The 23084-nt window shown below is 57.9% G+C and carries 21 protein-coding genes; 9 read left to right on the top strand and 12 right to left on the bottom strand.

The genetic code is table 11. The features are described 5' to 3' along the window. Window positions 1-136: 136 nt before the first annotated feature. Window positions 137-2170 (top strand): AsmA family protein, encoded by a 2034-nt coding sequence (locus V3W49_RS14220; RefSeq protein WP_500146365.1) that lies wholly within the window; start codon window positions 137-139, stop codon window positions 2168-2170. A gap of 43 nt (window positions 2171-2213) precedes the next feature. Here V3W49_RS14220 and V3W49_RS14215 read toward each other — a convergent pair whose 3' ends face one another. The 3 genes from V3W49_RS14215 to V3W49_RS14205 all read right to left on the bottom strand — a co-directional run bounded on the left by V3W49_RS14215 (window position 2214) and on the right by V3W49_RS14205 (window position 5791). Beyond that, the gene (locus V3W49_RS14215; protein WP_500146333.1) at window positions 2214-3536 is read right to left on the bottom strand and encodes an MFS transporter; all 1323 of its coding nucleotides are present in this window, start codon (window positions 3534-3536) and stop codon (window positions 2214-2216) included. A 263-nt stretch (window positions 3537-3799) separates the two neighbouring features. Then, window positions 3800-4831, bottom strand: a complete 1032-nt coding sequence (yhjD, locus tag V3W49_RS14210; RefSeq protein WP_500146332.1) for an inner membrane protein YhjD — start codon at window positions 4829-4831, stop codon at window positions 3800-3802. Window positions 4832-4891: 60 nt separating this feature from the next. Then, window positions 4892-5791, bottom strand: coding sequence for a LysR family transcriptional regulator (locus V3W49_RS14205; RefSeq protein ID WP_500146330.1), 900 nt, complete (start codon window positions 5789-5791; stop codon window positions 4892-4894). A 117-nt stretch (window positions 5792-5908) separates the two neighbouring features. On the opposite strand from V3W49_RS14205, the gene V3W49_RS14200 reads away from it, so the two are divergent. Continuing rightward, on the top strand, window positions 5909-6667 hold the full coding sequence (locus V3W49_RS14200; protein ID WP_500146364.1) for an SDR family NAD(P)-dependent oxidoreductase: 759 nt from the start codon (window positions 5909-5911) through the stop codon (window positions 6665-6667). Between the two features lie 23 nt (window positions 6668-6690). Here the strand turns inward: V3W49_RS14200 and V3W49_RS14195 are convergent, their stop codons facing one another. Next, window positions 6691-7068, bottom strand: coding sequence for a YgiW/YdeI family stress tolerance OB fold protein (locus tag V3W49_RS14195; RefSeq protein ID WP_500146329.1), 378 nt, complete (start codon window positions 7066-7068; stop codon window positions 6691-6693). 56 nt (window positions 7069-7124) lie between these two features. After that, a complete protein-coding gene (locus V3W49_RS14190) occupies window positions 7125-7298 on the bottom strand; it encodes a DUF1127 domain-containing protein (RefSeq protein WP_500146328.1) in 174 nt (57 codons plus the stop codon). A gap of 175 nt (window positions 7299-7473) precedes the next feature. Between V3W49_RS14190 and V3W49_RS14185 the strand changes: the two genes are divergently transcribed. Beyond that, window positions 7474-8901, top strand: a complete 1428-nt coding sequence (locus tag V3W49_RS14185) for an aminotransferase-like domain-containing protein (RefSeq protein ID WP_500146327.1) — start codon at window positions 7474-7476, stop codon at window positions 8899-8901. Window positions 8902-8903: 2 nt separating this feature from the next. Here V3W49_RS14185 and V3W49_RS14180 read toward each other — a convergent pair whose 3' ends face one another. After that, complete coding sequence (locus tag V3W49_RS14180; protein ID WP_500146326.1) at window positions 8904-9965, bottom strand: YncE family protein; 1062 nt, start codon at window positions 9963-9965, stop codon at window positions 8904-8906. A gap of 85 nt (window positions 9966-10050) precedes the next feature. Further along, the gene (locus tag V3W49_RS14175; RefSeq protein WP_500146325.1) at window positions 10051-10512 is read right to left on the bottom strand and encodes a hypothetical protein; all 462 of its coding nucleotides are present in this window, start codon (window positions 10510-10512) and stop codon (window positions 10051-10053) included. Between the two features lie 270 nt (window positions 10513-10782). Between V3W49_RS14175 and V3W49_RS14170 the strand changes: the two genes are divergently transcribed. The 3 genes from V3W49_RS14170 to V3W49_RS14160 all read left to right on the top strand — a co-directional run bounded on the left by V3W49_RS14170 (window position 10783) and on the right by V3W49_RS14160 (window position 14278). Beyond that, a complete protein-coding gene (locus V3W49_RS14170; RefSeq protein WP_500146324.1) occupies window positions 10783-12177 on the top strand; it encodes an MFS transporter in 1395 nt (464 codons plus the stop codon). An 86-nt stretch (window positions 12178-12263) separates the two neighbouring features. Then, window positions 12264-13307 carry a LacI family DNA-binding transcriptional regulator gene (locus V3W49_RS14165; RefSeq protein ID WP_500146322.1) on the top strand — a complete coding sequence of 348 codons (1044 nt, stop codon included), beginning with the start codon at window positions 12264-12266 and terminating at the stop codon, window positions 13305-13307. After that, window positions 13298-14278, top strand: coding sequence for a nucleoside hydrolase (locus tag V3W49_RS14160; RefSeq protein WP_500146321.1), 981 nt, complete (start codon window positions 13298-13300; stop codon window positions 14276-14278). The genes V3W49_RS14165 and V3W49_RS14160 overlap by 10 nt, the downstream gene beginning before the upstream one ends. A 5-nt stretch (window positions 14279-14283) precedes the next feature. On the opposite strand, the gene V3W49_RS14155 is transcribed toward V3W49_RS14160, so the two are convergent. The 3 genes from V3W49_RS14155 to V3W49_RS14145 form a co-directional block, all read right to left on the bottom strand. Further along, window positions 14284-15210, bottom strand: a complete 927-nt coding sequence (locus V3W49_RS14155; protein WP_500146319.1) for a bifunctional helix-turn-helix transcriptional regulator/GNAT family N-acetyltransferase — start codon at window positions 15208-15210, stop codon at window positions 14284-14286. A gap of 131 nt (window positions 15211-15341) precedes the next feature. Next, complete coding sequence (locus tag V3W49_RS14150; RefSeq protein WP_500146318.1) at window positions 15342-16403, bottom strand: hypothetical protein; 1062 nt, start codon at window positions 16401-16403, stop codon at window positions 15342-15344. Between the two features lie 76 nt (window positions 16404-16479). Beyond that, window positions 16480-17253: an SDR family oxidoreductase gene (locus V3W49_RS14145; RefSeq protein WP_500146316.1), complete on the bottom strand. Its 774-nt coding sequence runs from the start codon at window positions 17251-17253 to the stop codon at window positions 16480-16482. A 131-nt stretch (window positions 17254-17384) separates the two neighbouring features. On the opposite strand from V3W49_RS14145, the gene V3W49_RS14140 reads away from it, so the two are divergent. Next, the gene (locus V3W49_RS14140) at window positions 17385-18293 is read left to right on the top strand and encodes a LysR family transcriptional regulator (protein WP_500146315.1); all 909 of its coding nucleotides are present in this window, start codon (window positions 17385-17387) and stop codon (window positions 18291-18293) included. 44 nt (window positions 18294-18337) lie between these two features. Here the strand turns inward: V3W49_RS14140 and gorA are convergent, their stop codons facing one another. Together gorA and V3W49_RS14130 are read right to left on the bottom strand one after the other, a co-directional pair. Further along, on the bottom strand, window positions 18338-19690 hold the full coding sequence (gorA, locus tag V3W49_RS14135) for a glutathione-disulfide reductase (RefSeq protein WP_500146314.1): 1353 nt from the start codon (window positions 19688-19690) through the stop codon (window positions 18338-18340). 80 nt (window positions 19691-19770) lie between these two features. Next, window positions 19771-20613, bottom strand: a complete 843-nt coding sequence (locus V3W49_RS14130) for a 23S rRNA (adenine(2030)-N(6))-methyltransferase RlmJ (RefSeq protein WP_500146312.1) — start codon at window positions 20611-20613, stop codon at window positions 19771-19773. A gap of 125 nt (window positions 20614-20738) precedes the next feature. Here V3W49_RS14130 and V3W49_RS14125 point away from each other — a divergent pair, with 125 nt between their 5' ends. Together V3W49_RS14125 and prlC are read left to right on the top strand one after the other, a co-directional pair. Next, window positions 20739-20945 carry a hypothetical protein gene (locus tag V3W49_RS14125; RefSeq protein ID WP_500146310.1) on the top strand — a complete coding sequence of 69 codons (207 nt, stop codon included), beginning with the start codon at window positions 20739-20741 and terminating at the stop codon, window positions 20943-20945. 91 nt (window positions 20946-21036) lie between these two features. Continuing rightward, on the top strand, window positions 21037-23079 hold the full coding sequence (gene prlC / locus V3W49_RS14120) for an oligopeptidase A (RefSeq protein WP_500146309.1): 2043 nt from the start codon (window positions 21037-21039) through the stop codon (window positions 23077-23079). Window positions 23080-23084: the final 5 nt, after the last annotated feature.

Raw genomic sequence — 23084 nt, 5'->3', positions numbered from 1 at the left:
AGTACAGTCAATCATTTTAAAACGCCGTTTTGATAAAACTTGCGCCAGAACGGGTTTTCGTGAGCTATCGCCGGATAGCCTTGTGTCGCCACCTCAACTATCTTTATGTCATGCCAGGGAACAAAGGAACGGAATGATGACGAGGTTGGGAAAGACAGGGCTGGGGGTGGTGGTGGCGATAGTCGTGCTGGGCGTGGGCCTGGCGGCATTTATCGCAACCTTTGACTGGAACCGCCTGAAACCGGTCATTAACGATAAAGTCTCCAGCGAGCTGCGGCGCCCGTTTGCGATACGTGGCGATCTTAGCGTAGCCTGGGTTCGTCACCCTGAAGAGCCGGGCTGGCGTGGCTGGGTGCCATGGCCGCAGGTGACGGCTCAGGATGTCATGCTGGGTAATCCGCCGGATATTCCCGATAAGACGATGGTGTTGCTGCCGAAGGTGGAAGCGACTCTCTCTCCTCCCGCGCTGCTGACGAAAACCGTCTGGCTGCCGTGGCTACGCCTGGTGCAGCCCGATGTGCGGCTGATTCGCCTGTCAGAGCGGCGCTATAACTGGCGCTTTGAGCTGGGGGATGACAGCGCGAAGGATAAAGGCTCTCCTTCTGGCTGGTCGTTTCGGCTCGATAATATCCTGTTTGACCGTGGCCGTATTGCCATTGATGACCAGGTGGCTAAGGCGCAGATGACCGTGCTGGTCGACCCGTTGGGTAAGCCGCTGGCGTTAAGCGAAGTGACCGGCAGCGGCAAGTCCGGCGCGGCGAAGATGGGGGATTATGTTTTCGGGCTGCGGATTAACGGGCGCTATAAGGGGCAGGATATCGCAGGTAGCGGCAAGATTGGCGGCATGCTGGCGCTACGCAGTGAAGGGACGCCATTTCCGCTACAGGCCGATATTCGCGCCGGCCAGAGCCGCCTGGCGGTCAGAGGCACCATCAGCAACCCTATGGCATTTGGTGGCGCCAATTTGCAGCTACGTCTTTCCGGCGATTCGCTGGGGGATCTCTACGCTCTGACCGGCGTTCTGCTACCCGATTCACCGCCCTATGAAACCGACGGACGCCTGGTGGCGCGCCTCGGTGGTGAAGAGGGCAATCGTTTTGATTACCAGGACTTTAACGGCCGTATTGGCGCCAGCGACATCCATGGTTCTCTTATTTTCCGCCAGAGCCAGCCGCGGCCCAGGCTGGAGGGGGATCTGGTTTCACGCCAGCTGCGGCTGGCGGATCTGGGGCCGCTTATCGGCGTGAAGTCCGGCGGTGCGAAATCGCAACCCGGACAGACCGTGCAGCCGTCGGATAAAGTGCTGCCCCGGGATCGTTTTGAAACCGATAAATGGCGGGTGATGGATGCCGATGTGCGCTTTAAAGGGCAGCGCATTGAACATGGCAGTGCGCTGCCGCTGCGCGACCTTAATGTGCATCTGAACCTGCGCGACGGCGATTTGCGCCTGACGCCGCTGCGTTTCGGTATGGCGGGAGGCGATATCGATGCCGATATTCACCTGCGGGGCAACCGGCAGCCGATGCAGGGAGAGGCCAAAATTAAGGCGCGCCGCCTGCAGCTTAAGCAGTTAATGCCGAACATTCAGGAGATGCAGAAAACCCTGGGTGAGCTGAATGGCGACGCCACTCTGCGCGGTAGCGGCAATTCGGTCGCGGCACTGCTGGGCAGCAGCAGCGGAAATCTTAAGCTACTGATGAACGACGGCTTGATCAGTCGTAACCTGATGGAGATTCTGGGGCTGAACGTGGGCAACTACGTGGTCGGGCAGATTTTTGGCGATGAAGAGGTGCGGGTGAACTGCGCCGCCGCGGGTCTGCAACTCACCAATGGCCTGGTCAGGCCCGATATCTTCGCTTTCGACACTGAAAACGCGCTGGTCAATATTACCGGTAACGCGAATCTGGCCAGCGAGCGTCTCGATCTGACCATCACGCCGGAAAGTAAGGGGATTCGCATTATTACGCTGCGATCGCCGCTCTACGTGCGCGGCACCTTTAAGTCGCCGGATGCGGGGGTTAAACCGGGCCCGCTGATTGTACGAGGAGCGGTAGCGGCGGCGCTGGCAACCCTGGTGACGCCCGCAGCGGCACTGCTGGCACTGGTTTCACCATCGGAAGGGGGGGCGGATAATCAGTGTCGTACCATTTTGTCGCAGCTGGGGAAATAGCCATCTGTTCCCCTCTCCCCACTCGGGGAGAGGGCGAGGGAGGTTACAGCGCGTCGTGGCGGGTTTCCCGGGCGCACAGCAGAGCAACCAGAGTTATGGTCGCCATCGCGGCCAGATAGACGCCGACCCAGAACAGCCCGTAGCTGGTTTGCAGCCATGCGGCGATCCACGGGGCCACCGAGGCGCCCAGAATCGAGGCGACGTTATACGAGAAGGAAGCGCCGGTATAACGGACTTCGGTCGGGAACAGTTCCGGTAGCAGCGCGCCCATCGGGCCGAAAGTCAGGCCCATCAGGCTCAGGCCCACCAGCAGAAACAGCATCACTTCTCCCTGATTGCCGGAACCCAGCAGCGGCTGGAACAGGAACAGCGCGAACAGCAGGATCAGGCTGGTAATCGCTATCATGCAGCGGCGGCGGCCATAGCGATCCGCCAGTAGCCCGGCGATGGGCACCATCACGCCAAAACCAATGACCGCCATCATCAGCATCCACAGCACGTTGTTGCGCGGAATACCCAGACCGTTCGGCGCCGGCGTGGTGCTGAAAGACATGGAATAGACCGTAGTGATATAGAACAGCGTATAGGTGGCCAGCATGATAAAGGTGCCGAGCACGGTAGCTTTTAAGTGGCGGCTGAGCAGGGTGCCTAGTGGCACCTTTACCTGCTTGCCTGCTTTGGCGACTTTGGCGAATACCGGCGTTTCATGGAGTGAAACCCGCACATACAGGCCGATCAGCACCAGCACCGCCGAGAAGATAAACGGAATGCGCCAGCCCCAGCTCATAAACTGTTCGTCACTCAGAAGCCATGAGAGCAGCAGGAAGGTTCCGTTGGCGAAGAAGAACCCGATCGGCGCGCCAAGTTGGGGGAAAGAGCCGTACAGGGCGCGTTTATGGGCCGGGGCGTTTTCGGTGGCGAGCAGCGCCGCACCGCCCCATTCGCCGCCCAGCCCCAGCCCCTGGCCGAAGCGGGCCAGGGCCAGCAGCAGCGGCGCCATAATGCCGATGGTTTCATAACCCGGCAGCAGGCCAATCACCACGGTGGAAATGCCCATGGTCAGCAGCGAGGCAACCAGCGTTACCTTACGTCCAACCCGGTCGCCGAAGTGGCCGAATAGCGCCGAGCCAACCGGCCGGGCGACGAAGGCGATAGCGAAGGTGGCCAGCGACTGTAGCGTGGCGGCGGTGGCATCGCCCTGGGGAAAGAAAATATGGGGAAAGACGATGACCGCCGCGGTGGCATAGATGTAAAAGTCGAAGAATTCGATGGCGGTTCCGATAAGTGACGCGACTACCACCTTGCCGCGCGAGTTAACGGGCGTCTGTTGTTCGGTATCGATAGCTGTGGCGATTGATGCTTGCATAAGTTTTTATGATTTTTAGACCAGTGAACGGCCATATTAGGCACAGCAAAAGTGACATTTCAACGCGCCACCGGGGCGGCATGAGGATGAAAAAAAGCCAAAAAGTGGATAATTTTTACTCCGGGTGAGTAACTTATTGGTTGTTCTGAATGTTGGCGGAATGTGTAGTGGATAAAACTGGTTTTTGGTTAAAAAAAAGTTAACGAATGGAGAGTTGCTCTGGATGGCGGTTCGCGCCGCACGGGACGGCGCGAAAAGCGGGGCTAGCTGGGGCGTTTGCCCGGCATCGGTTTGTCATCCTTAAACTGGGCGGTGGCGATCCAGGCGGCGCAGAATAGCGTCAGGCGCGCGAAGAAATAGAAGAACGCCATCAGCCCCAGCACCGAGCCGAAGGCGGCGCCAGAGGGGGATTTCACCAGCGCCGGTAGGGTCCAGGTCATCACTATTTTAATTACCTCGAAGCCCACGGCGGCGATCAGCGTGCCGCGAACCAGCGCTTTCTTGCGCGGACGGTGGCGCGGCAGGCGCCAGAAAATCCAGAAGAACAGCAGATAGTTGGCGAAAATTGAAATCGCCAGACCGATCAACCGCCAGGCCGGTTTCAGCCAGGTTAGCTCGTCCAGGTGCAGCAGACTGATAATGAGCGCCTGCGCCGAGCCTGCTATCGAGGTGATGGACAGGGTGATCACCAGCGCCACCAGCAGGCCGATCAGCGCCACAAAGTCACGCAGGTATTTGACCCAGAACTTCTCTTTGTCCTGGGGCGCTCGCTCCCAGACTTCCCGGGACTGGGCGCGTACCGCTTCCCGCAGGTTGCCCATCCAGTTAATGCCGGAGTAGAGCGCCACCAGCAGACCGACCAGGCCAACCGTGGTACGCTGCTGAACCGCAGTGTTGATGGTGTTCTTTAGCGTCATGGCCAGGGTTGGATCGCTGACGTTCGCCAGGATTTTCGCGAAAATATCCTGTAACAGGGTGGGGTGTGAGGCCAGAATATAGCCCCCCGCCGCGAAGCTGACCATCAGAATGGGAATCAGCGATAAAAACGAAAAATAGGTGATCGCAGCGCCGAACTGGTTGCCAAGCCGATCGTTAAAGCGTTCGGCGGCACGCAGTAAATGGGCGATAAACGGGGTGCGCTCAATGCGTTTAACGGTGTGGGTGACGCTTTCCAGCGCGTTCGCCGGCTTCTCCTCATCGGCCTTCTGATTTTTTTGCGATTCCTGATCCAGTTTCACCACCGGATCGTAATCCAGATCCCGGGTCGGGCGTTTGTGATTATCCTCGGTACTCATTGACTCCGTCGTCCTTTTTTATTTTATGCCTGCGATGTTAAGGAAATTATAGTCGCGACGCTAATCGACATACTCTTTCATTATCTCGCTAAGCCAGGCCATAAACAGATGCACCCGCCGTGACAGGTTGCGGCGATGCGGCCAGATCAGGGAAACCGGCATCGGGCGGGCCCGATACTGGGGCAGAATTTCGACCAGTTTTCCGCTGCGCAGCGCTTCGCGTACGCCGACCCGCGGCGCCTGAATGATGCCTAACCCGGCCAGGCAGGCGGAATGATAGCTTGCGGTACTGTTAACCGTGACCACGCCGCCGGTTTTTATCCACTGACTCTGCCCGTCGCGCCAGATCTCAAACCCCTGGGGACGCATACCCATGGTGGGCACATAGTGAACCAGGGCATGCGACGCCAGATCTTCCGGGCTTTCCGGCCAGCCGAAACGCGTCAGATAGTCGGGGCTGGCGCAGTTCAGCACGGTGAGTTGCCCCAGCGTTTTGGCTACCAGCCCGGAGTCGTTAAGCTCCCCGATGCGCACCACGCAATCAAAACCTTCCTGAATCACATCCACCAGCCGATCGCTGCTGCTTAGCTCCAGTTCAACGCCTGGATACTGCTGTAGAAAGGCTGGCAACCGGGGGATCACCATATTAGCCGCTACCGGCACTGGCATATCGACCCGCAGGCGGCCGCTGATGCTGGCCGGATCGCGCTGGAACAGCGAATCCAGTTCGTCCAGGTTTGTCAGCAGATCCCTGGCTCGCTCATAGTAGACCATGCCGTCCTGGGTGAGCTGCACCCGCCGGGTGGTGCGGTGGAGCAGCCGGACGCCCAGTTCATCCTCCAGCGCCTGAATCTGGCGCGAAACGCTGCCCCTGGGCAGGCTCAGGCTTTCAGCGGCGCGGGAAAAGCTGGCGAGTTCCGCTACCCTCACAAAAAGCTGCATTGCGTGTATTTTGTCCATACCAAAGGCTTATTGTTGTTTTCAGTGAAACAGTGAAGCGTAACTGGCCGTCTTTATTGTTTTACTAGCAGCTAATAAGCTTGATCTCAACCTTAATCACAGTCAATGGGGTAAATGATGACGCAGACTATCGCATTAGTGACCGGCGCAAGCCGCGGTTTAGGGCGAAATGCCGTGATAAAACTGGCACAGCGCGGCGTGGATGCCATCTTCACGTATCGCAGCCAGCGCCAGGAGGCGGAGGAGGTCATCAGTATTGTGACCGCTATGGGCCGACAGGCGGTGGCGATTCCGCTGGACGTGGCGGACTGCGGCGCATTTGCCGCGTTTGGCGCCGAGGTCGGGAAACAGTTGCGCGAGCGTTGGGGGTGCGAAAGCTTCGACTATCTGGTGAATAATGCGGGCTTTGGCGAGGATTCACCTTACGCGGAGGTGAGTGAGGCGCTGTTTGAACGGATGCTTAACGTACACTTTAAGGGGCCGTTTTTCCTGACTCAGCAGCTATTACCGCTCATTAAAGATGGCGGGCGCATTCTTAACGTTTCCAGTGGGCTGACCCGCTTTGTACATGACGGTAAGGCAACCTATGCCGCCATGAAAGGAGCGATGGAGGTGCTGACCCGTTATCAGGCTCAGGAACTGGGCAACCGCGGTATTTCCGTTAACATTATTGCGCCAGGCGCTATCGCCACCGATTTCGGCGGCGGTGCGGTGCGTGATAATCCTCAGGTTAACCAGGCTATCTCCGCGATTACGGCGCTGGGACGCCCGGGAATGCCGGACGATATCGGTGACGCTATCGCGGCGTTACTGAGCGACGATCTGGCCTGGATGAACGGCCAGCGCATTGAGGTTTCGGGTGGGATGCATCTGTAAACCGGGAGCCGGAGGCTCCATCGTTATGGCTTTTCCAGCAAGCTCACCCGTAGCCGGAAGGGGTTCTGCTTTTTATCCAGTGAGCCGGTGACCACCACCGGCTTTGTGGCAGCGACTGGCGCGGAGCCCAGCACGGTACCGGGAATCACGGCATTCAGGGTTCCGCTGTCGTCGCGCAGTTGGTAAAGATCCTCTCCCAGCTTCTGTTCCAGTACGCCCTGAATCTTCACGGAGGCGCCATCCTCCATCTGCTTTGCCCGGGCGATAGTGGTGCGGTGGGCATCCTGCTGCGCCGCCGACTGCGGCGCGTTATCGCTAAGTTGATGGGGGGTTGGCATGCCTGGCGCCGCCATGGACCAGAACAGCGCGACGGGCGCGGCAATCAGTATTCGCGTTTTCATTGCTCACTCCTGCCTGATAGTCTGCCTGTAAGCCTGGCACAGCATGCTGCCATCTGCTAACGCCAGCGGCGCACATCCTCGCGATCCAGCCCCAGATCGCGTAACCGTTCATCGCTCATGGCGCCCAGTATCTGACGCGTGCGATGACGTTCCCACCAGCGCTTCAGCCAGCGCGCGACCAGAACAAAGCCGATAAAGGGATTGGTGTGCCTGTTTTCATGGAATTCCATACGCGCCTCCTCTTTAGTACCCGCCATCAGTGTGCGCGCTGCGGGGAGAACCATACAGATTCAGAAATTACTTTTATTTAACATACAGAGGCGGTAAAAATGTGAACTGTACCGTTTTTAAACGGACAGTCTGTACCGATCGTGGGCGCATTGGGGATTTATCAGGGGATACAGTATGACGCGTTATGAACACCTGGCCCGGCTGTTGGCTGAACGTATTGAGCAGGGGCTCTATCAGAGCGGAGAGCGACTGCCGTCGGTGCGTAGCCTTAGCAGTGAACACGGCGTGAGTATCAGCACTGTCCAGCAGGCATACAATCAGCTGGAAGATCGCGGTCTTATCCAGCCCCGACCGCGTTCCGGCTACTTTGTTGCACCGCGGCGCGCCCAGCCGCCGTTGCCCCGTCTGACCCGGCCAGCACAGCGCCCGGTAGAGGTCACTCACTGGGATGCAATTCGTGAGTTGCTCGACGCCCGTCATTCCCCACAGATGGTTGCTCTGGGGGGCGGCACACCGGATCTGACTCAGCCCACTATCCGTCCGCTGTGGCGTGAAATGCAGCGTATTATTCAACATGAAGAGGCTTGCCTGTCTGGCTATGACGATATGGCCGGAACTCAGGCGCTGCGCCAGCAGGTGGCCCGACTGATGCTTGATGGCGGCAGCGCGGTCACCATGGATGACATCGTCATTACCAATGGTTGCCAGGAGGCGATATCCGTAGCGATACGCGCTATCTGTCAGCCTGGCGATGTGGTGGCGGTGGAGTCGCCATCGTTTCATGGCACCATGCAGATTCTGCGCGGGTATGGCGTTAAGGTGCTGGAGATCCCTACGGATTCGCAGTCCGGCATCAGTCTGGAAGCGCTGGAGATGGCGCTGGAGCAGTGGCCCGTTAAAGCGGTGATTCTGGTGGCCAGTTGCAATAATCCCCAGGGCTTTATTATGCCGCCGGAACGCAAGCAGGCGCTGCTGAGTCTGGCGCGACGCTTTGATATTGCGATTATCGAGGACGATGTATACGGAGAGCTGGCCTTCAGCTATCCGCGTCCGGAAACCATCAAGTCGCTGGACCACGAAGGGCGTGTGGTGCTGTGCAGCTCATTTTCCAAGACCCTGGCGCCAGGCCTGCGGGTTGGGTGGATAGTCCCTGGCCGCTGGCGGGAGCGGGTTCTGCATATGAAATACATCGGTACCGGCAGCACGGCGGTGGTTACTCAACTGGCGATAGCGGCGTTTATCCGCAACGGCCATTACCATCGTCACCTGCGGCGCCTGCGTCAGCACTATCAGCGCAACTATGAGGATTTTCGCTGTCGTATCCGTAGCGATTTTCCCTGTGGGGTATGCGTCAGTCGCCCGCAGGGCGGTTTTCTGATGTGGCTGGAGTTGCCGGAAGGCCTGGATACCGTCAGTATCAGTCGCGAACTGCGTGAGCAAAAGGTGCAAATCGCGCCAGGAGCCATCTTTTCGGCCTCCGGCAAGTACCGTAACTGCCTGCGTTTAAACTACGCCAGCGCCTTTAATGAGCAGACTGATCGCGCCCTGCGTTTGATTGGTGGCGCGATCGCTCGCCACCTGGAGGCGCAGTCCGGTGCGTAGCCCTACCGGCGCGCCTGTGCGGGAGCGATAGCGACGCCGTTATTGCGAAAACCGCTCAGCCAGTAGTGATTGCCGGTCTGGATAATACCGGTGCTGGCTCGTATGCCGTTAAAATGAGTGGCGGGAATCAGGGTGGTCGGCTTCAGAGTCTGAGGATCGACCTGGGCCGCCTCCTGGCTGATGTCGTTACAGCTTTCCTTACGGCCCACCACGCAATCCATCAGGGTATTGCCGGAAGCGGATTGGCCGCCCGCATAGAGTTGTTTGCCGTCCGGCGACCAGCTCAGGTTGTCGGGATGAAAATCGAGCGGGATCTTCAGGATCTGCGGCTGGCTGCCGCCGTTGGTAATCCGGGCGATGTACTGACCCGCCCAGGCGGCGACCCAGACATTTTTTTCATCCGGTGATGTGACGATACCACTGGGGCCGGAAAGCTGTTCGCTACCGGACATCTTATTCAGCCCTTTCTGTGGACTCCAGGTATAGAGCGCGCCGGAAGGCTGACCAGCTTCCAGCTTGCGGATACGCCAGGGATCGTCGTCGTTCCAGGGGCTACTGATAATCATGCGGTTGTTGCTCAGACCGACAACCGAGCTAAAACGGGCATTCTCCGGCCCGATAATGCAGCCCTGCCAGCTCAGCGTCGGGCGACCTTTTTTATCGGCAGAGACTGAAAAGGCTTCCACTGATTCGCGCTCGCCGTGATTAACGACATACAGTCGCTTGTCTTCACGGTAATAATCCATGCGTTCCGGAGAAAGGGTGGTGAAGTCAGGGGCGCCGGGGCAGTGGGGAAATACGCGGGGATCGGGCTTCACGGCGATACGATCCGGATCGATACGCTGCGGCTTGCCGTTGGAAATGCTGAACAGCCAGAGGCCGCCGGGTTTCTCGCCGTCGGACAGGCTACTGCCGATAATCCAGTCGCCGTTAAGTTGCACCAGATCTTCGATATTACTCACCTGTTGAATGACCCGAGCCTGCTTGATATCCGGCGGCATGGCGGCAAACGCGCCGGTGGCGATGAGCGCGGTCGCCAGCGTTATCGCCTTATGGTTGTACATACTGCCATCCTCCCCTGATTTTTGCGCCTTCTATTAGGATAGGGAGAGCGAGGCGCGGGTGCCACCCCGCAAAGAGTATGTTTTTTCAGTCCCGGGTCGAACGGTATTCGCGCCAGCAGGCATAGCTGCATGCCAGCGTGGTTAACAGCACCGTCAGGGTATGAACCGACCAGAGCCGCATTGCCAGGCGAAATACCAGATCGCTGACGGTTTCGGACCAGGGCGGCGTCAGGCCGGCGCGAACCATCACGGTGCCAGCGCCGACAGCCAGCGCAAACTGGATAAGAAGCCAGGCTACCGGCGGTAGCACCAGCCAGGGCCACAGTGCCGCCTGACGCCGGCGCACCAGCGCGATAAAGCACAATAGCGGCATGAGCGCGGGCAGCGCCGTAACCAGCCATCCCACCGCCATTTGCGATACCGGGATGCCGTACTGATGCATAACCTGCGCCGACAGCACCAGCTCGGCCGGCAACGTTCGATACAGTAAGATAAAACAGAGCCCGCCCCAGATCAGGGCAAGGGAGATGTTGCGCGCTTGCGGCATGTGCGCTCCTGTAGGGGTATCGTTGTCTGAAGGTAGCATAAGTGATTGAGGCAAAGCGTTCCGGCAGGCCTGAAGAAATTCCGCTTTTGGTTAGCGCTTCGTCATTGCGGCGTCATATTGTGATCATAACCTCATTTTTTATATTTAGTGTTTGTCAGTTCTACGCGGGTAGATAATGCTATGCGCCATAAAAATATACAAATCTACGCGAGTAGATAACGCATTTGCACAATTCGTCATTCCTGTTATCCAACACCAGGGAGCTTCGCTATGAGTATTGATACCACCGGCGTACCTTCCGCTGATGCGCCGCACGCAGCGCAGGAGCGGCTGGCCACGGAAGAAGGGCAGCGTGATTTTCGGCGCGCGACTTTCTCCTGCTGGTTAGGCACCACCATGGAATACGCGGATTTCGCGCTCTATGGTCTGGCCGCTGGCATCATTTTTGGCGATGTCTTCTTTCCGGAGGCAACGCCAGTCATGGCGTTGCTCTCCAGTTTCGCCGCCTGGTCGGTGGGTTTTATTGCCCGACCGATAGGCGCGTTATTATTCGGCTGGATAGGCGATCGCCATGGTCGTAAGGTGGTGATGGTGGCCACTATTGCGCTGATGGGATTATCCACCACGCTTATCGGCCTGATTCCTGGCTATAACGCGATCGGCGTCTGGGCGCCCGCGTGTCTGGTTATTCTTCGTTTTTCCCAGGGGCTTGGCGCTGGCGCCGAACTGTCTGGCGGTACGGTGATGCTGGGGGAATACGCACCCGTTAAGCGACGCGGCCTGGTCTCTTCCATTATCGCGCTGGGCTCCAACAGCGGCACGTTACTGGCCTCGTTAGTGTGGCTGCTGGTGCTTCAGCTCGATAAAGAGAGCCTGATGAGCTGGGGCTGGCGTATTCCTTTTTTGGGCAGCATGCTGATTGCGGTGGCTGCGCTGATTATTCGCCGTCATATTCGTGAAACGCCGGTGTTTGAACGGCAGAAAGTATTACTGGAGGCCCAGCGCCGCGAAGCCATGCAGCGAGGTCTGGCGCAGCAAAGTCAGGATACGCGCAGCTTCTGGCGCCGTACCCGGGCCTTCTGGACCATGGTGGGCCTGCGTATTGGCGAAAATGGCCCCTCTTATCTGGCTCAGGGCTTTATTATTGGCTATGTGGCTAAGGTGCTGGCGGTGGATAAATCTGTGCCCACCACTGCGGTTTTCATCGCTTCGCTGCTGGGTTTCGCGATTATTCCTCTGGCGGGTTGGCTTTCCGACCGCTTCGGGCGGCGCATTACCTATCGCTGGTTCTGCCTGTTGCTGATTCTCTATGCCTTCCCGGCCTTTATGATGCTGGATTCCCGTGAGCCGTGGATAGTGATTTCAACTATCGTGGTGGGAATGGGGCTGGCGTCGCTGGGGATATTCGGCGTACAGGCGGCCTGGGGGGTTGAACTGTTTGGCGTCACCAATCGTTATACTAAAATGGCGTTCGCCAAAGAGCTGGGTTCGATTCTTTCCGGCGGAACGGCGCCGCTGGTGGCTGCCGCGCTGCTCTCCTGGGCAGGGCACTGGTGGCCGATTGCGACCTATTTCGCGGTAATGGCGGGTATTGGACTGGTGACGACTTTCTTTGCGCCGGAAACCCGGGGGCGTGACCTGAACCTGCCGGAAGATGCTATCTAAAATCCCCCGCCCGACAAAGGGATTTTTGCGGCGCAAACCGCTATGCTGTTGGACTGCAATTTCGCTTTAAATCAGGCAGGTATGTTGTGAGCTCATCCCGTTCCCGGCGCGTTACGCGCACCGATGTCGCCCGTGAGGCAGGAACCTCGGTGGCGGTAGTCAGCTACGTTATCAATAACGGCCCACGACCGGTGGCACCCGCCACCCGACAGCGGGTGCTGACAGCGATAGAAAAGACCGGGTATCGGCCGAATGGCGTGGCGCGCGCGCTGGCATCCGGCTCGACGCAAACCTATGGCCTGGTAGTGCCGAATATCGCCAATCCCTTTATCTCCTCCATGGCCCATGCGCTGCAGCAGGAAGCCTTTGCCGATGGTAAAGTGCTGCTGCTGGGAGACGCCGGCGACGATCGCCTGCGCGAACGGGAGCTTATCAACAATCTGCTACACCGCCAGGTTGACGGACTGATTTATACCAGCGTCGATCGCCATCCCTGTATTGATGTGATTCAGGCCAGCGGTACGCCCTGCGTAATGATCGACAGGGTCGAACCCGGGTTAAACGTCAGCTCGATTCAGGTCAATGAACAGCAGGCGGCTTATCAGGCCACCCGCCACCTGGTCGAGCACGGCTATCGGGATATCGCCATTATCTGCGGGCCGATGGCGATGCTGAATACCCAGGATCGTCTGCTTGGCTGGCGTCAGGCTCTGGAGGAAAGCGCTCTGGCGGTTAATGAGCATTGGATCTTTTCCACCGATTACACCCGGGCCGGCGGCTATGACGCCACCCGACGCATGCTGGCAGGCGTGCTGCCGCGCGCGCTGTTCGCCACCAATGAACAGCAGGCGTTTGGTTGCCTGAGAGCGTTGGCGGAACACGGGCTGAGCGTGCCGCAAGATGTGGCATTGGTCTGTTTTAACGCCACGCTGGAGTCGTTTTACAGCGTACCGTCGCTGACAGCGGTACGCCAGCCGGTCGACCGTATGGCGCAGGCGGCTATCGCTATGTTACGGGAATGGGATGGCGTGGCGCGCCGCCTTGAGTTTGATTTTGAGTTGCAGCCTGGGGAGTCCTGCGGTTGTCGACCGTCGGAAGCCCCGATAACTAAAGTGATGCTATGCGGGTAATTATTGACTGCGATCCCGGCAACGGCGTACCGGGCGCGAACGTGGACGATGGCCTGGCGCTGTCTCTGGCGCTCTGTGCGCCGCAGATACGGCTGGAACTTATCACCACCGTGGCGGGTAATACCGCAAGCGAAGTGGGCTATCGCGTGGCCTGCGATTTGGTGAACCGCCTGGGGGCCAGCGTGCCGGTCAGACGCGGGGCTTCCCGGGCGCTGATGGAGCCGCCGGAGCCCTGGCGGGCGCGGCTGGACGGCGCGGTCGATAGTTATGGATTGCGCGAACTGTGGCGCGATACGCCACCGCCCGCAATCGTCGCACCAGCGCCGCCGCTGGCGCCTTATGCGATGGGAGAGCTTATCTGCCAACACCCTGGCGAAATTACGCTGATTGCGATTGGTCCGTTAACCAATGTGGCGCTGGCGCTGCGCCTGTTTCCCGAAATGGCGCAGGCGGTCAGACGCATTGTGATTATGGGCGGTGTTTTTCATGTCCCTGGCTACCTGAAAGATACCAACTTCGGGCTTGACCCCGAAGCGGCCCATATGGTGTTGACCAGCGGAGCGCCTGTTACCCTGGTGCCAATGGATGTCACGACCCAAACCCAGATGGTGCATGCCGACCTCGACAGGCTGACGGCGGTGGAAAATCCCTGTACCCGTTATCTGGCGCAAACCCTGCGCCCGTGGCTCGACTATTCCATGAAGACCCGCGGCCTGCCGGGCTGCTGGATCCATGATGCCCTGACCGTCGCCTGGCTGCTGGAACCCGGGCTGTGCGATAGTGAACAGGCGTATCTGGATGTGGCGCTGGAAGGCGTGGCGCGTGGCATGACCTGTCGCCGCAGCGCGCTAAAGCTGGATGTGGGCGTTGCGCCTCCCCTTGGCGCGCCGGTGCAGATCCTGACCTCGGTGGATAATGCGCGGCTGCTGGCGCTGCTTGAGCGCTATTTCCAGGGGAACGCCATCCACTGAAATTGTCACGCCAGTTTAAGCTGCATAAACAGATCGCAGCCGCCATGCCCGGTGTTCCCCAGTGGGGAAGCCAGATAGTCGAAGCCGAACTTTTCATACAGCCGCACGGCGCTTTGTAATTCGCTCAGCGTTTCCAGATAGCAGTAGTCGTAACCAAGTTGGCGGGCTTGCTGGAGCGACAGGGCTATCAGCCGGCGGCCCAGACCGGTGCCCAGTGCATCGGCGCTCAGAAAAAGCTTCTGCATTTCACAGGTCGTTTCTGTCGGCCCCGCCAGCGGTGCTATCCCTACCCCTCCCAGTACGCGGCCGTTTGCTCTGGCGACCCAGTAGCGGCTGCCTGGTCGCTGATAAGTCTGGTACAGGTTGTTCAGCTCCGGGTCGTGCAGGCTGACGCCTTCCAGATGATCGATCTTATTATCGCGAAAGCTCTGGCGGATAATCTCTGCCATCGCCTGGTTATCGTCAGGTGCGATCTCAGTGATGACAATCTCTTGCTCCCGCTGAGCACGGGCATTTTTTAATGCGCTGTTCAGGCCGTGAATCGTCCGGGAAAAATCGCGGCATTCGCGTTCGGAAGCCAGGCCAAGCGCCTGGCTGATAAAGCGATTGGCGTTCTCTTCAATTTGGGCCAACTGTGCTTTTCCCTGGGGGGTAAGGCAAAAGCTGGAAGCCCGACCATCCTGGCTATCCTGGCGGCGTTCCAGTAGCGCATTTTCCATCATACCCCGAATTGTCCGGCTGATATTGGCCTTTTCACACCCCAGTTTTCTGGCAAGCTCCGTCACGCCAAGCGGCGCTTTATCAAGCTCAATCAGGATATGGCTTTGCAGCGGCGACAGGCTGGTGCCGCTGCTTTTGCGACTCAACATTCCTAATTCCCTGACCAGCTCGCGCAGCGAGGCTCTGAATTCCTGTATCTGGTTAAGATCCATTGAAAGCTCCCGAATGAGTCATAACAAAAAAGTTATCACTGTTAACTTAATGTCGGGAGTATAGCCAGAAAGATTATCCATGTTAACTATTTTTTATATCCCGGCGATATGTGACGACCGCCGGGAGGCTGTCACCGGGGGATGACGGCAATAGCGTTATTTTTAAAACTGCTCAGCCAGTATTCGCCGTTGACAAGAATGGCGCCGGTACCGGCATTCATCCCCGGAATCGGCGTGGCGGAAAGTAATGGTGTGGTTTTCATGGTGGCGGGATCGAGCGCGTCCAGCCGCTGGTTGATATCCGGGCAGACCGGCGCTGACTTTTCCAGGCAGGCAAAGAGGGCATCCAGATCGGTGGCCTGACCGCCGGCGATAATTTTTCTGCCGTCCGGCGACCAGCGCAGATTATCCGGATGGTAATCCACCGCCGTTTTGCGAACCTGCGGTTCACTGCCATCGGTATCGATGCGAACCAGCGCTTTTTCGGCCCAGGCGGCGACCCACACCGTTTTACCATCCCGGTCGGCCAGTACGCCGTTGGGGCCGGAAAGCATCGCGCTGCCTTTTACGGGCTGCAAACCCGCTTCTGTACTCCAGCGATATAACCCACCAACCGGCTTTCCGGCTTTAAGTTTCGGGTTACGCTGTGTATCTCCGGGGTCCCACAGGCTACTGATAATCATTTGATTATTAGATAGCCCGGCGACGGCATCGAACCAGGCGCTATGCGGCGCCATCACGCAACCCTGCCAGCTCAGGGTGGGACGGGCGTTATTTTCGGCGTTGATGGCGAAGACTTCCACCGACTCGCGACCACCGTGGTTGACGACATACAGACGACCCGCGTCCCGGTAATAGTCCAGCCCGTGAGTGGAAAGCCGGGCGAAGTTCGGCGCGCCGGGGCAATTCGGGAAAGCCGTTTTATCCGGTGTTACTCTGACCTGGCGCCAGTCCACTTTTTGCGGTTTACGATTGCGGATATTGAACAGATACAGCCCTGTCGGCTTATTTTGGATGGAAAAGCTGCTGCCGATAATCCAGCTATCGTTAATCTGCACCAGATCTTCAACGTTGATGGCGTTACGGATAATCTGCGCCTTGCCGGTATCCAGAGAGCCGTCGGCGGCGCTCGCCGCTGTGCTCAGGAACAGCACAGATAGCGCCGCTCCGGTCACACCCTTGAATGTGCTCATTTATCTCTCCTGTTCTTTTTGGCTTATTAAGCGTAGCGAACGGAGCGACAGGGTGCTGCCGGGCGGCAATTTTCCTTTATTTGGTGGTATAACCGCCGTTAACCAGAACGGTTTGACCCGTCATCCACCATCCTTCAGAAACCAGAAAACGTACCCAGGGAACGATATCTTCGATATCCGTCAGGCCGGTTCTGGAAAACGCGGAGAGCGCCGCTGCCGTTTTATGGTAATTCTGCGCTTCTGCGCTCTCTTGCGGATAGAAGAATGGCGTATCCATGGGGCCTGGGCCGATAGCCGTCACTGAAATCCCCCTGGCGCCAAACTCTTTAGATGCTGCGCGCGTGAAATGCTCCACCGGTGCTTTGGTTCCGGCATAAGCGGCATAAAACGGGGTATAGGCGCCCAGCAGGGAAGTCACCAGAGTACAAATTTTTCCGTTATCCGCCACATGTTTCCCGGCTTCCTTCAGGAAGAAGAATGCAGATTTGGCATTAACGGCGCTCATTTCGTCATACTCTTCTTCCTGAATATCGGCGATCGGTTTTTTAAGGACTTTCCCTACGGTATTAATCGCGATGTCCAGGGGGCCGAATTGGTTAACGGCATCCTCGAACAATTTTTCCATGGCGCTGGCACGGGTCAAGTCCCCCTGGAGGGCAACGGCCTGTGCGCCCGCTTGTTGTACGGCAGCGACGGTAGCGTCGGCATCAGGTTTCGATTCGTCGCGGTTATAGTGAATGACGATGGAGGCGGCGCCATTTTCGGCAAGATCCCGGGCGAGCAGGCCCCCCAGGTTTTTCGCGCCACCGGCGATGAGAATGCGTTTCCCTTTAATACTATGGTCGATCATAGAGGATCTCCTGTGAAGTCATGATGCATCGGTATGATGCGGCCTGTGTTATTGATTCTTATCGCTGGCCGGGGTGTTATAAAGATGTTATTTCTGACAGTACCTGTCAGAAATAACGAACAATAATCGTCATGGATAAAATTACGCAGTACCGTATTTTTACCCGCGTGGTGGAAAGCGCCAGTTTTACCCGTGCGGCTCATTACATGGAGATTCCGCGCTCAACTGTCTCTACGGCGGTGGGAGAGCTGGAAGCAAAGCTCGGCGTCCGGCTTTTGCACCGTACGACGCGTTCCATGCAGCTGACGCCCGATGGGGAACTGTTCTATCTGCGCGCCTTACAAATCCTTGCTGATATTGATGAGACGGAGGCACTTTTCCGCCAGACCACAACCCTGCCGGAAGGGCGAGTACGCGTGAATGTTCCGTCGCGAATGGGACGTTTGCTTGTCGCGCCGGCGTTACCGGATTTCCTGGCGCGCTATCCCGGTATCGATGTGGTGCTTGGTAGCACCGATCGGACGGTTTCTCTGGTGGAAGAAGGCGTGGATTGCGTATTACGTGTGGGTCATCTTACCGATTCATCGTTGATTGCACGCTCAATAGGGCAGTTGAATCTGATCAACGTTGCCAGCCCGAAGTATCTGGCGCAGTACGGTTTACCACAGCATCCTGACGAGCTGGAACGACACCGAATTATTAAGTATGCCTCTCCTTCATCAGGGTGCGTGGAAAACTGGGAGTGGCTGGAAGATGGCAAATGCCATGCCCGGGAATTTCCCGGTCGGGTCACAGTGAACAGCGCAGAATCCTATATTGCATGCTGTAAAGCGGGTCTGGGATTGATTCAGATCCCTGCCTATGATGTGCAGCACGATCTGGCGTCTGGTGACCTGACCGAGGTGATGTCGGCGTACCGTGCGCCTCCTCTGCCCATGAATTTACTATGGCCACACAGACAGTACCGGCCGTTGGCCGTACAGCACTTTGTTGACTGGCTGAGCGCCCTAATTCGTCAGGCTGTGGCAATAATACGGTGAAAATGCGATGCGCATACCGTTCAGTCATGCGCATCGCCTGACGATTAACGCATGGTCACGAACTCTTCCGCCGCGGTGGGGTGAATGGCAACAGTGTTGTCGAAGTCTTGCTTGGTGGCGCCCATTTTCAGGGCAACGGCGAAGCCCTGGAGCATTTCGTCCATACCGAAGCCGATGCCGTGAATGCCGACAATCTTCTCTTCCGGGCCGACGCAGACCAGCTTCATACGGCACGGCTGGCGGTGGCTGGTGACTGCGGTGTACATAGCGGTGAACGAGGATTTATAGACCTTCACCGCGTCGTCGCCGTACTGCTCGCGGGCCTGGGGTTCGGTCAGGCCAACGGTGCCGATTGGCGGATGGCTGAAGACCACGGTGGGGACATTGCTGTAGTCCAGGTGCTCTTCCGGTTTGTTGTTAAACAGCCGTTCAGACAGGCGGCGTCCGGCAGCGACGGCGACCGGCGTCAGTTCGATATGGCCGGTGTTGTCGCCCACGGCGTAAATGCCGTCAACGTTGGTATTCTGATATTTATCGACGACGATATAGCCTTTTTCATCGGTTTTAACGCCAGTTGCCGCCAGATTGATATTGTCATTGGCCGGTTCGCGGCCAATAGCCCAGATCAGGGTATCGACGGTGAGAGTACGCCCATCTTCCAGCGTCAGCGTCAGGCTGCCGTCGCCGTTTTTCTCCACCGATTTCGGCACCGCGTGGGTGTGCAGGGTGGGGCCTTCGGCTTCCATCACTTCAACCAGGGTTTCTACCAGTAGCGGATCGAAACTGCGCAGCGGCGCGTGTTTGCGTACCAACAGGTGGGTTTCCGCCCCCAGCCCGTTAATCACGCCTGCCAGCTCTACGGCGATATAGCCTGCGCCCACTACCGCGACGCGCTTCGGAAGCTCTGGCAGCTCGAAGAAACCGTCGGAGTCTATGCCGTATTCGGCGCCCGGAATCGCCGGATGGCTCGGACGGCCTCCGGTGGCTATCAGAATATGGTCGGCGCTGATAGTTTCGCCATTAACTTCTACGGTATGCGCATCAATGAAACGAGCGAAGCCGCGGATAACATCCACCTTATTCTTGCCCAGCACGTTGTCGTAGGAAGTGTGGATGCGGTCGATATAGGCGCTACGGCTGGCGACCAGCTTCTGCCAGTCCAGCTTGTTCAGGGTGGCGTCAAAGCCGTAGTCCGGGCCATACATACGAATCGCTTCGGCTATCTGTGCCGCATGCCACATCACCTTTTTCGGTACACAGCCCACGTTCACGCAGGTGCCGCCAAGCTCTTTTGCTTCGATCAGGGCGCATTTTTTACCGTACATAGCAGCGCGGTTGATGGAAGCGATGCCGCCGCTGCCGCCGCCGATGGCGATATAGTCGTAATGTTTAGTCATGGCCGTTACCTTGTGTAAATCTGAGGTTAAATTGTAGCGAGCATTATGGGATGGCATACAGCTATTGCTGCCATTGGCCGTTATTCCGGCACAATCCATGAAAGCGTCGTATGCCCGATTCCACCAGGAACCAGTCTGGCGTGGAGCCAGGGCAGAAGATCTGCCATCTGCTGCTCCAGTTTCCAGGGCGGGTTAATCACAATCATTCCCGAGGCGGTCATACCGCGCTGGTCGCTGTCCGGGCGAACCGCCAGTTCTATCTGCAGAATACGGCGAATGCCGGTCTCTTCCAGTTCATGAATCATGCGTTTAATCTGGCTTCTGAGCACCACCGGGTACCAGAGTGCGTAAACGCCGGTCGCAAAACGTTTATAGCCGTCGCTGATGCCTTTGACCACCGCCTGATAGTCGGTCTTAATTTCATAGGGCGGGTCGATAAGGATAAGGCCGCGCCGGGAAGCCGGCGGCAGTTTGGCTTTGAGCTGCTGGTAGCCGTCGCCGCGGCTGACTATGGCGCGCTTATCTTTGCTGAATTCGCCGCGCAGCAGCGGGTAGTCGGTGGGATGCAGTTCCGTCAGCTGCAGTTTGTCCTGAGGGCGCAGCAGATGGCGGGCGATCAACGGCGAACCCGGGTAGTAACGCAGTTGGCCGTCATGGTTAAAGGCTTTTACCGCGTCCAGGTAGGGGGTCAGCGCTTGTGGGACGTCGTCGCGCTGCCAGAGGCGGGCGATGCCTTCCAGGTATTCGCCGGTACGTTCGGCATGCTCGCCAGAGAGCTGATAGCGCCCGGCGCCAGCGTGGGTGTCCAGGTAAAGAAAGGGTTTTTCTTTCTCTTTCAGCGCCTCGATAATCAGGCTCTGGACGGTATGTTTTAAAACGTCGGCGTGGTTGCCGGCGTGAAAGCTGTGGCGGTAACTGAGCATTGCCTGATGATTCCTGCGGGGTAAATGACTAATCCCGCCAGTATATCGCAAAGCGGCGGCTTCCGGGATGGCATTGAAATTGCCGCGCTTCACCCCCATGCTTAGGCTGTGTCCTTCAATGAGTCATGGCGCTGGCGCTGAACGAAAAAGCCGCTATCAAGGCGGAGGGCGAAGGGCAGAGTGGCTCTCTGTTCGAGCCTGACAACGCAGGTAGCGGCTTTTTCGTACGCGCCCTGAAAGGCTGGGGCTATTTTTGCGTGTTGCTGCGTTACTCGCTGCTGATTTGGGCCCACCAAACCACGCAACTCGCGCCTTGCCACACGCAAAAATAGCCGCCAGCAGCACTCATGCATCATTGAAGGACACAGCCTACTGATTGCGCCGTGAGATGCGCTTAATGAACAACAATTCAGGACCGAGCTTATGACAAATCCATTATTGACCCCCTTTACCCTGCCGCCGTTTTCCCAAATCCAGCCCGAACACGTAGTGCCTGCCGTCAGCGAGGCGCTAAAGGCCTGTAAGGAGAAAGTGGAAAGCGTGGTGGCTCAGGGGGGGCCGTACAGCTGGGATAATCTCTGTCAGCCGCTGGCGGAAGTGGATGACCGTCTGGGGCGGATCTTCTCGCCGATAAGCCACCTGAATTCGGTCAAAAACAGCGCCGAATTGCGCGAGGCTTATGAACAAACCCTGCCGCTGCTTTCCGAATACAGCACCTGGGTTGGTCAGCATGAAGGGCTGTATCAGGCTTACCGCGATTTGCGCGATGGCGAAAACTATCAGCGAATGGATGTGGCGCAGAAGAAAGCGGTGGGTAACGCGCTGCGCGATTTCGAGTTGTCCGGTATCGGTCTGGATAAAGAAAAACAGCAGCGCTACGGTGAAATCGCCGCCCGTCTGTCGGAACTGGGCTCCGCTTACAGCAATAACGTGCTGGACGCTACTATGGGCTGGACTAAGCTGATTACCGACGAAGCCGAGCTTTCCGGCATGCCGGAAAGCGCCCTGGCCGCCGCTCGCGCTCAGGCCGAGGCCAAAGAGCAGGAAGGCTGGTTGCTGACCCTGGATATTCCAAGTTATCTGCCTGTCATGACCTACTGTGACAACCAGGCCCTGCGCGAAGAGATGTACCGCGCCTACAGTACCCGAGCTTCCGATCAGGGGCCGAACGCCGGGAAGTGGGACAACACGCCTGTTATGAACGAGATCCTGGCGCTGCGCCACGAACTGGCGCAGTTGCTGGGCTTTGGCAACTACGCTGAAAAATCGCTGGCCACCAAAATGGCGGAAAATACCACTCAGGTGCTGGCGTTCCTGACCGACCTGGCGAAACGCGCCCGGCCTCAGGGGGAAGAGGAGCTGGCGGCGATTCGTGCCTTCGCGAAGCAGGAGTTCGGCGTGGACGATCTTCAGCCCTGGGATATCACGTACTACAGCGAAAAACAGAAGCAGCATCTCTACAGCATCAGCGATGAGCAACTGCGCCCTTACTTCCCGGAGCAGCGCGTCATCAACGGTCTGTTTGAGGTGGTTAACCGCATTTACGGCATTACGGCGAAAGAGCGTAAGGATGTGGACGTCTGGCATCCGGATGTGCGTTTCTTCGAACTGTATGACGAGGACAACGAACTGCGCGGCAGTTTCTATCTGGATCTCTACGCCCGCGAACACAAGCGCGGCGGCGCCTGGATGGACGATTGCGTAGGGCAGATGCGCATGGCTGACGGTAGCCTGCAGAAACCGGTCGCTTATCTTACCTGTAACTTTAACCGCCCGGTTAACGGTAAACCGGCGCTGTTCACCCACGACGAAGTGACCACCCTGTTCCACGAATTTGGTCACGGCCTGCACCATATGCTGACTCGTATTGAAGCCGCGGGCGTGACCGGCATCAGCGGCGTGCCGTGGGATGCGGTGGAACTGCCGAGTCAGTTTATGGAAAACTGGTGCTGGGAGCCGGAAGCGCTGGCGTTTATCTCCGGCCATTATGAAACCGGCGAGCCGCTGCCTCAGGCGCTGCTGGAAAAAATGCTGGCGGCGAAGAACTACAACGCGGCAATGTTCATCCTGCGTCAGCTTGAGTTCGGCCTGTTCGACTTTCGCCTGCATGCGGAATTCGACCCTGAGCAGGGGGCGAAAGTGCTGGAAACCCTGCACGAGATTAAAAAGCAGGTGGCCGTGGTGCCGGGGCCGGAGTGGGGGCGTTTCCCGCACGCCTTCAGCCATATCTTCGCCGGCGGTTATGCGGCGGGCTACTACAGCTATCTGTGGGCTGATGTACTGGCGGCGGATGCGTACTCCCGCTTCGAAGAAGAGGGGATTTTCAACCGTGAAACCGGCCTTTCGTTCCTGGATAATATCCTGAGCCGCGGCGGTTCCGAAGAGCCTATGGAGCTGTTCAAACGCTTCCGCGGGCGCGAGCCGAAGCTGGACGCCATGCTGGAACACTACGGCATTAAGGGCTAATCGCT

Origin of the sequence: Rosenbergiella sp. YN46 (assembly GCF_036620675.1) — a bacterium.
Taxonomy (GTDB): domain Bacteria; phylum Pseudomonadota; class Gammaproteobacteria; order Enterobacterales; family Enterobacteriaceae; genus Jejubacter.
Note: the sequence above shows the minus strand (reverse complement) of the source record. Positions and strands in the feature narration are given on the sequence as shown.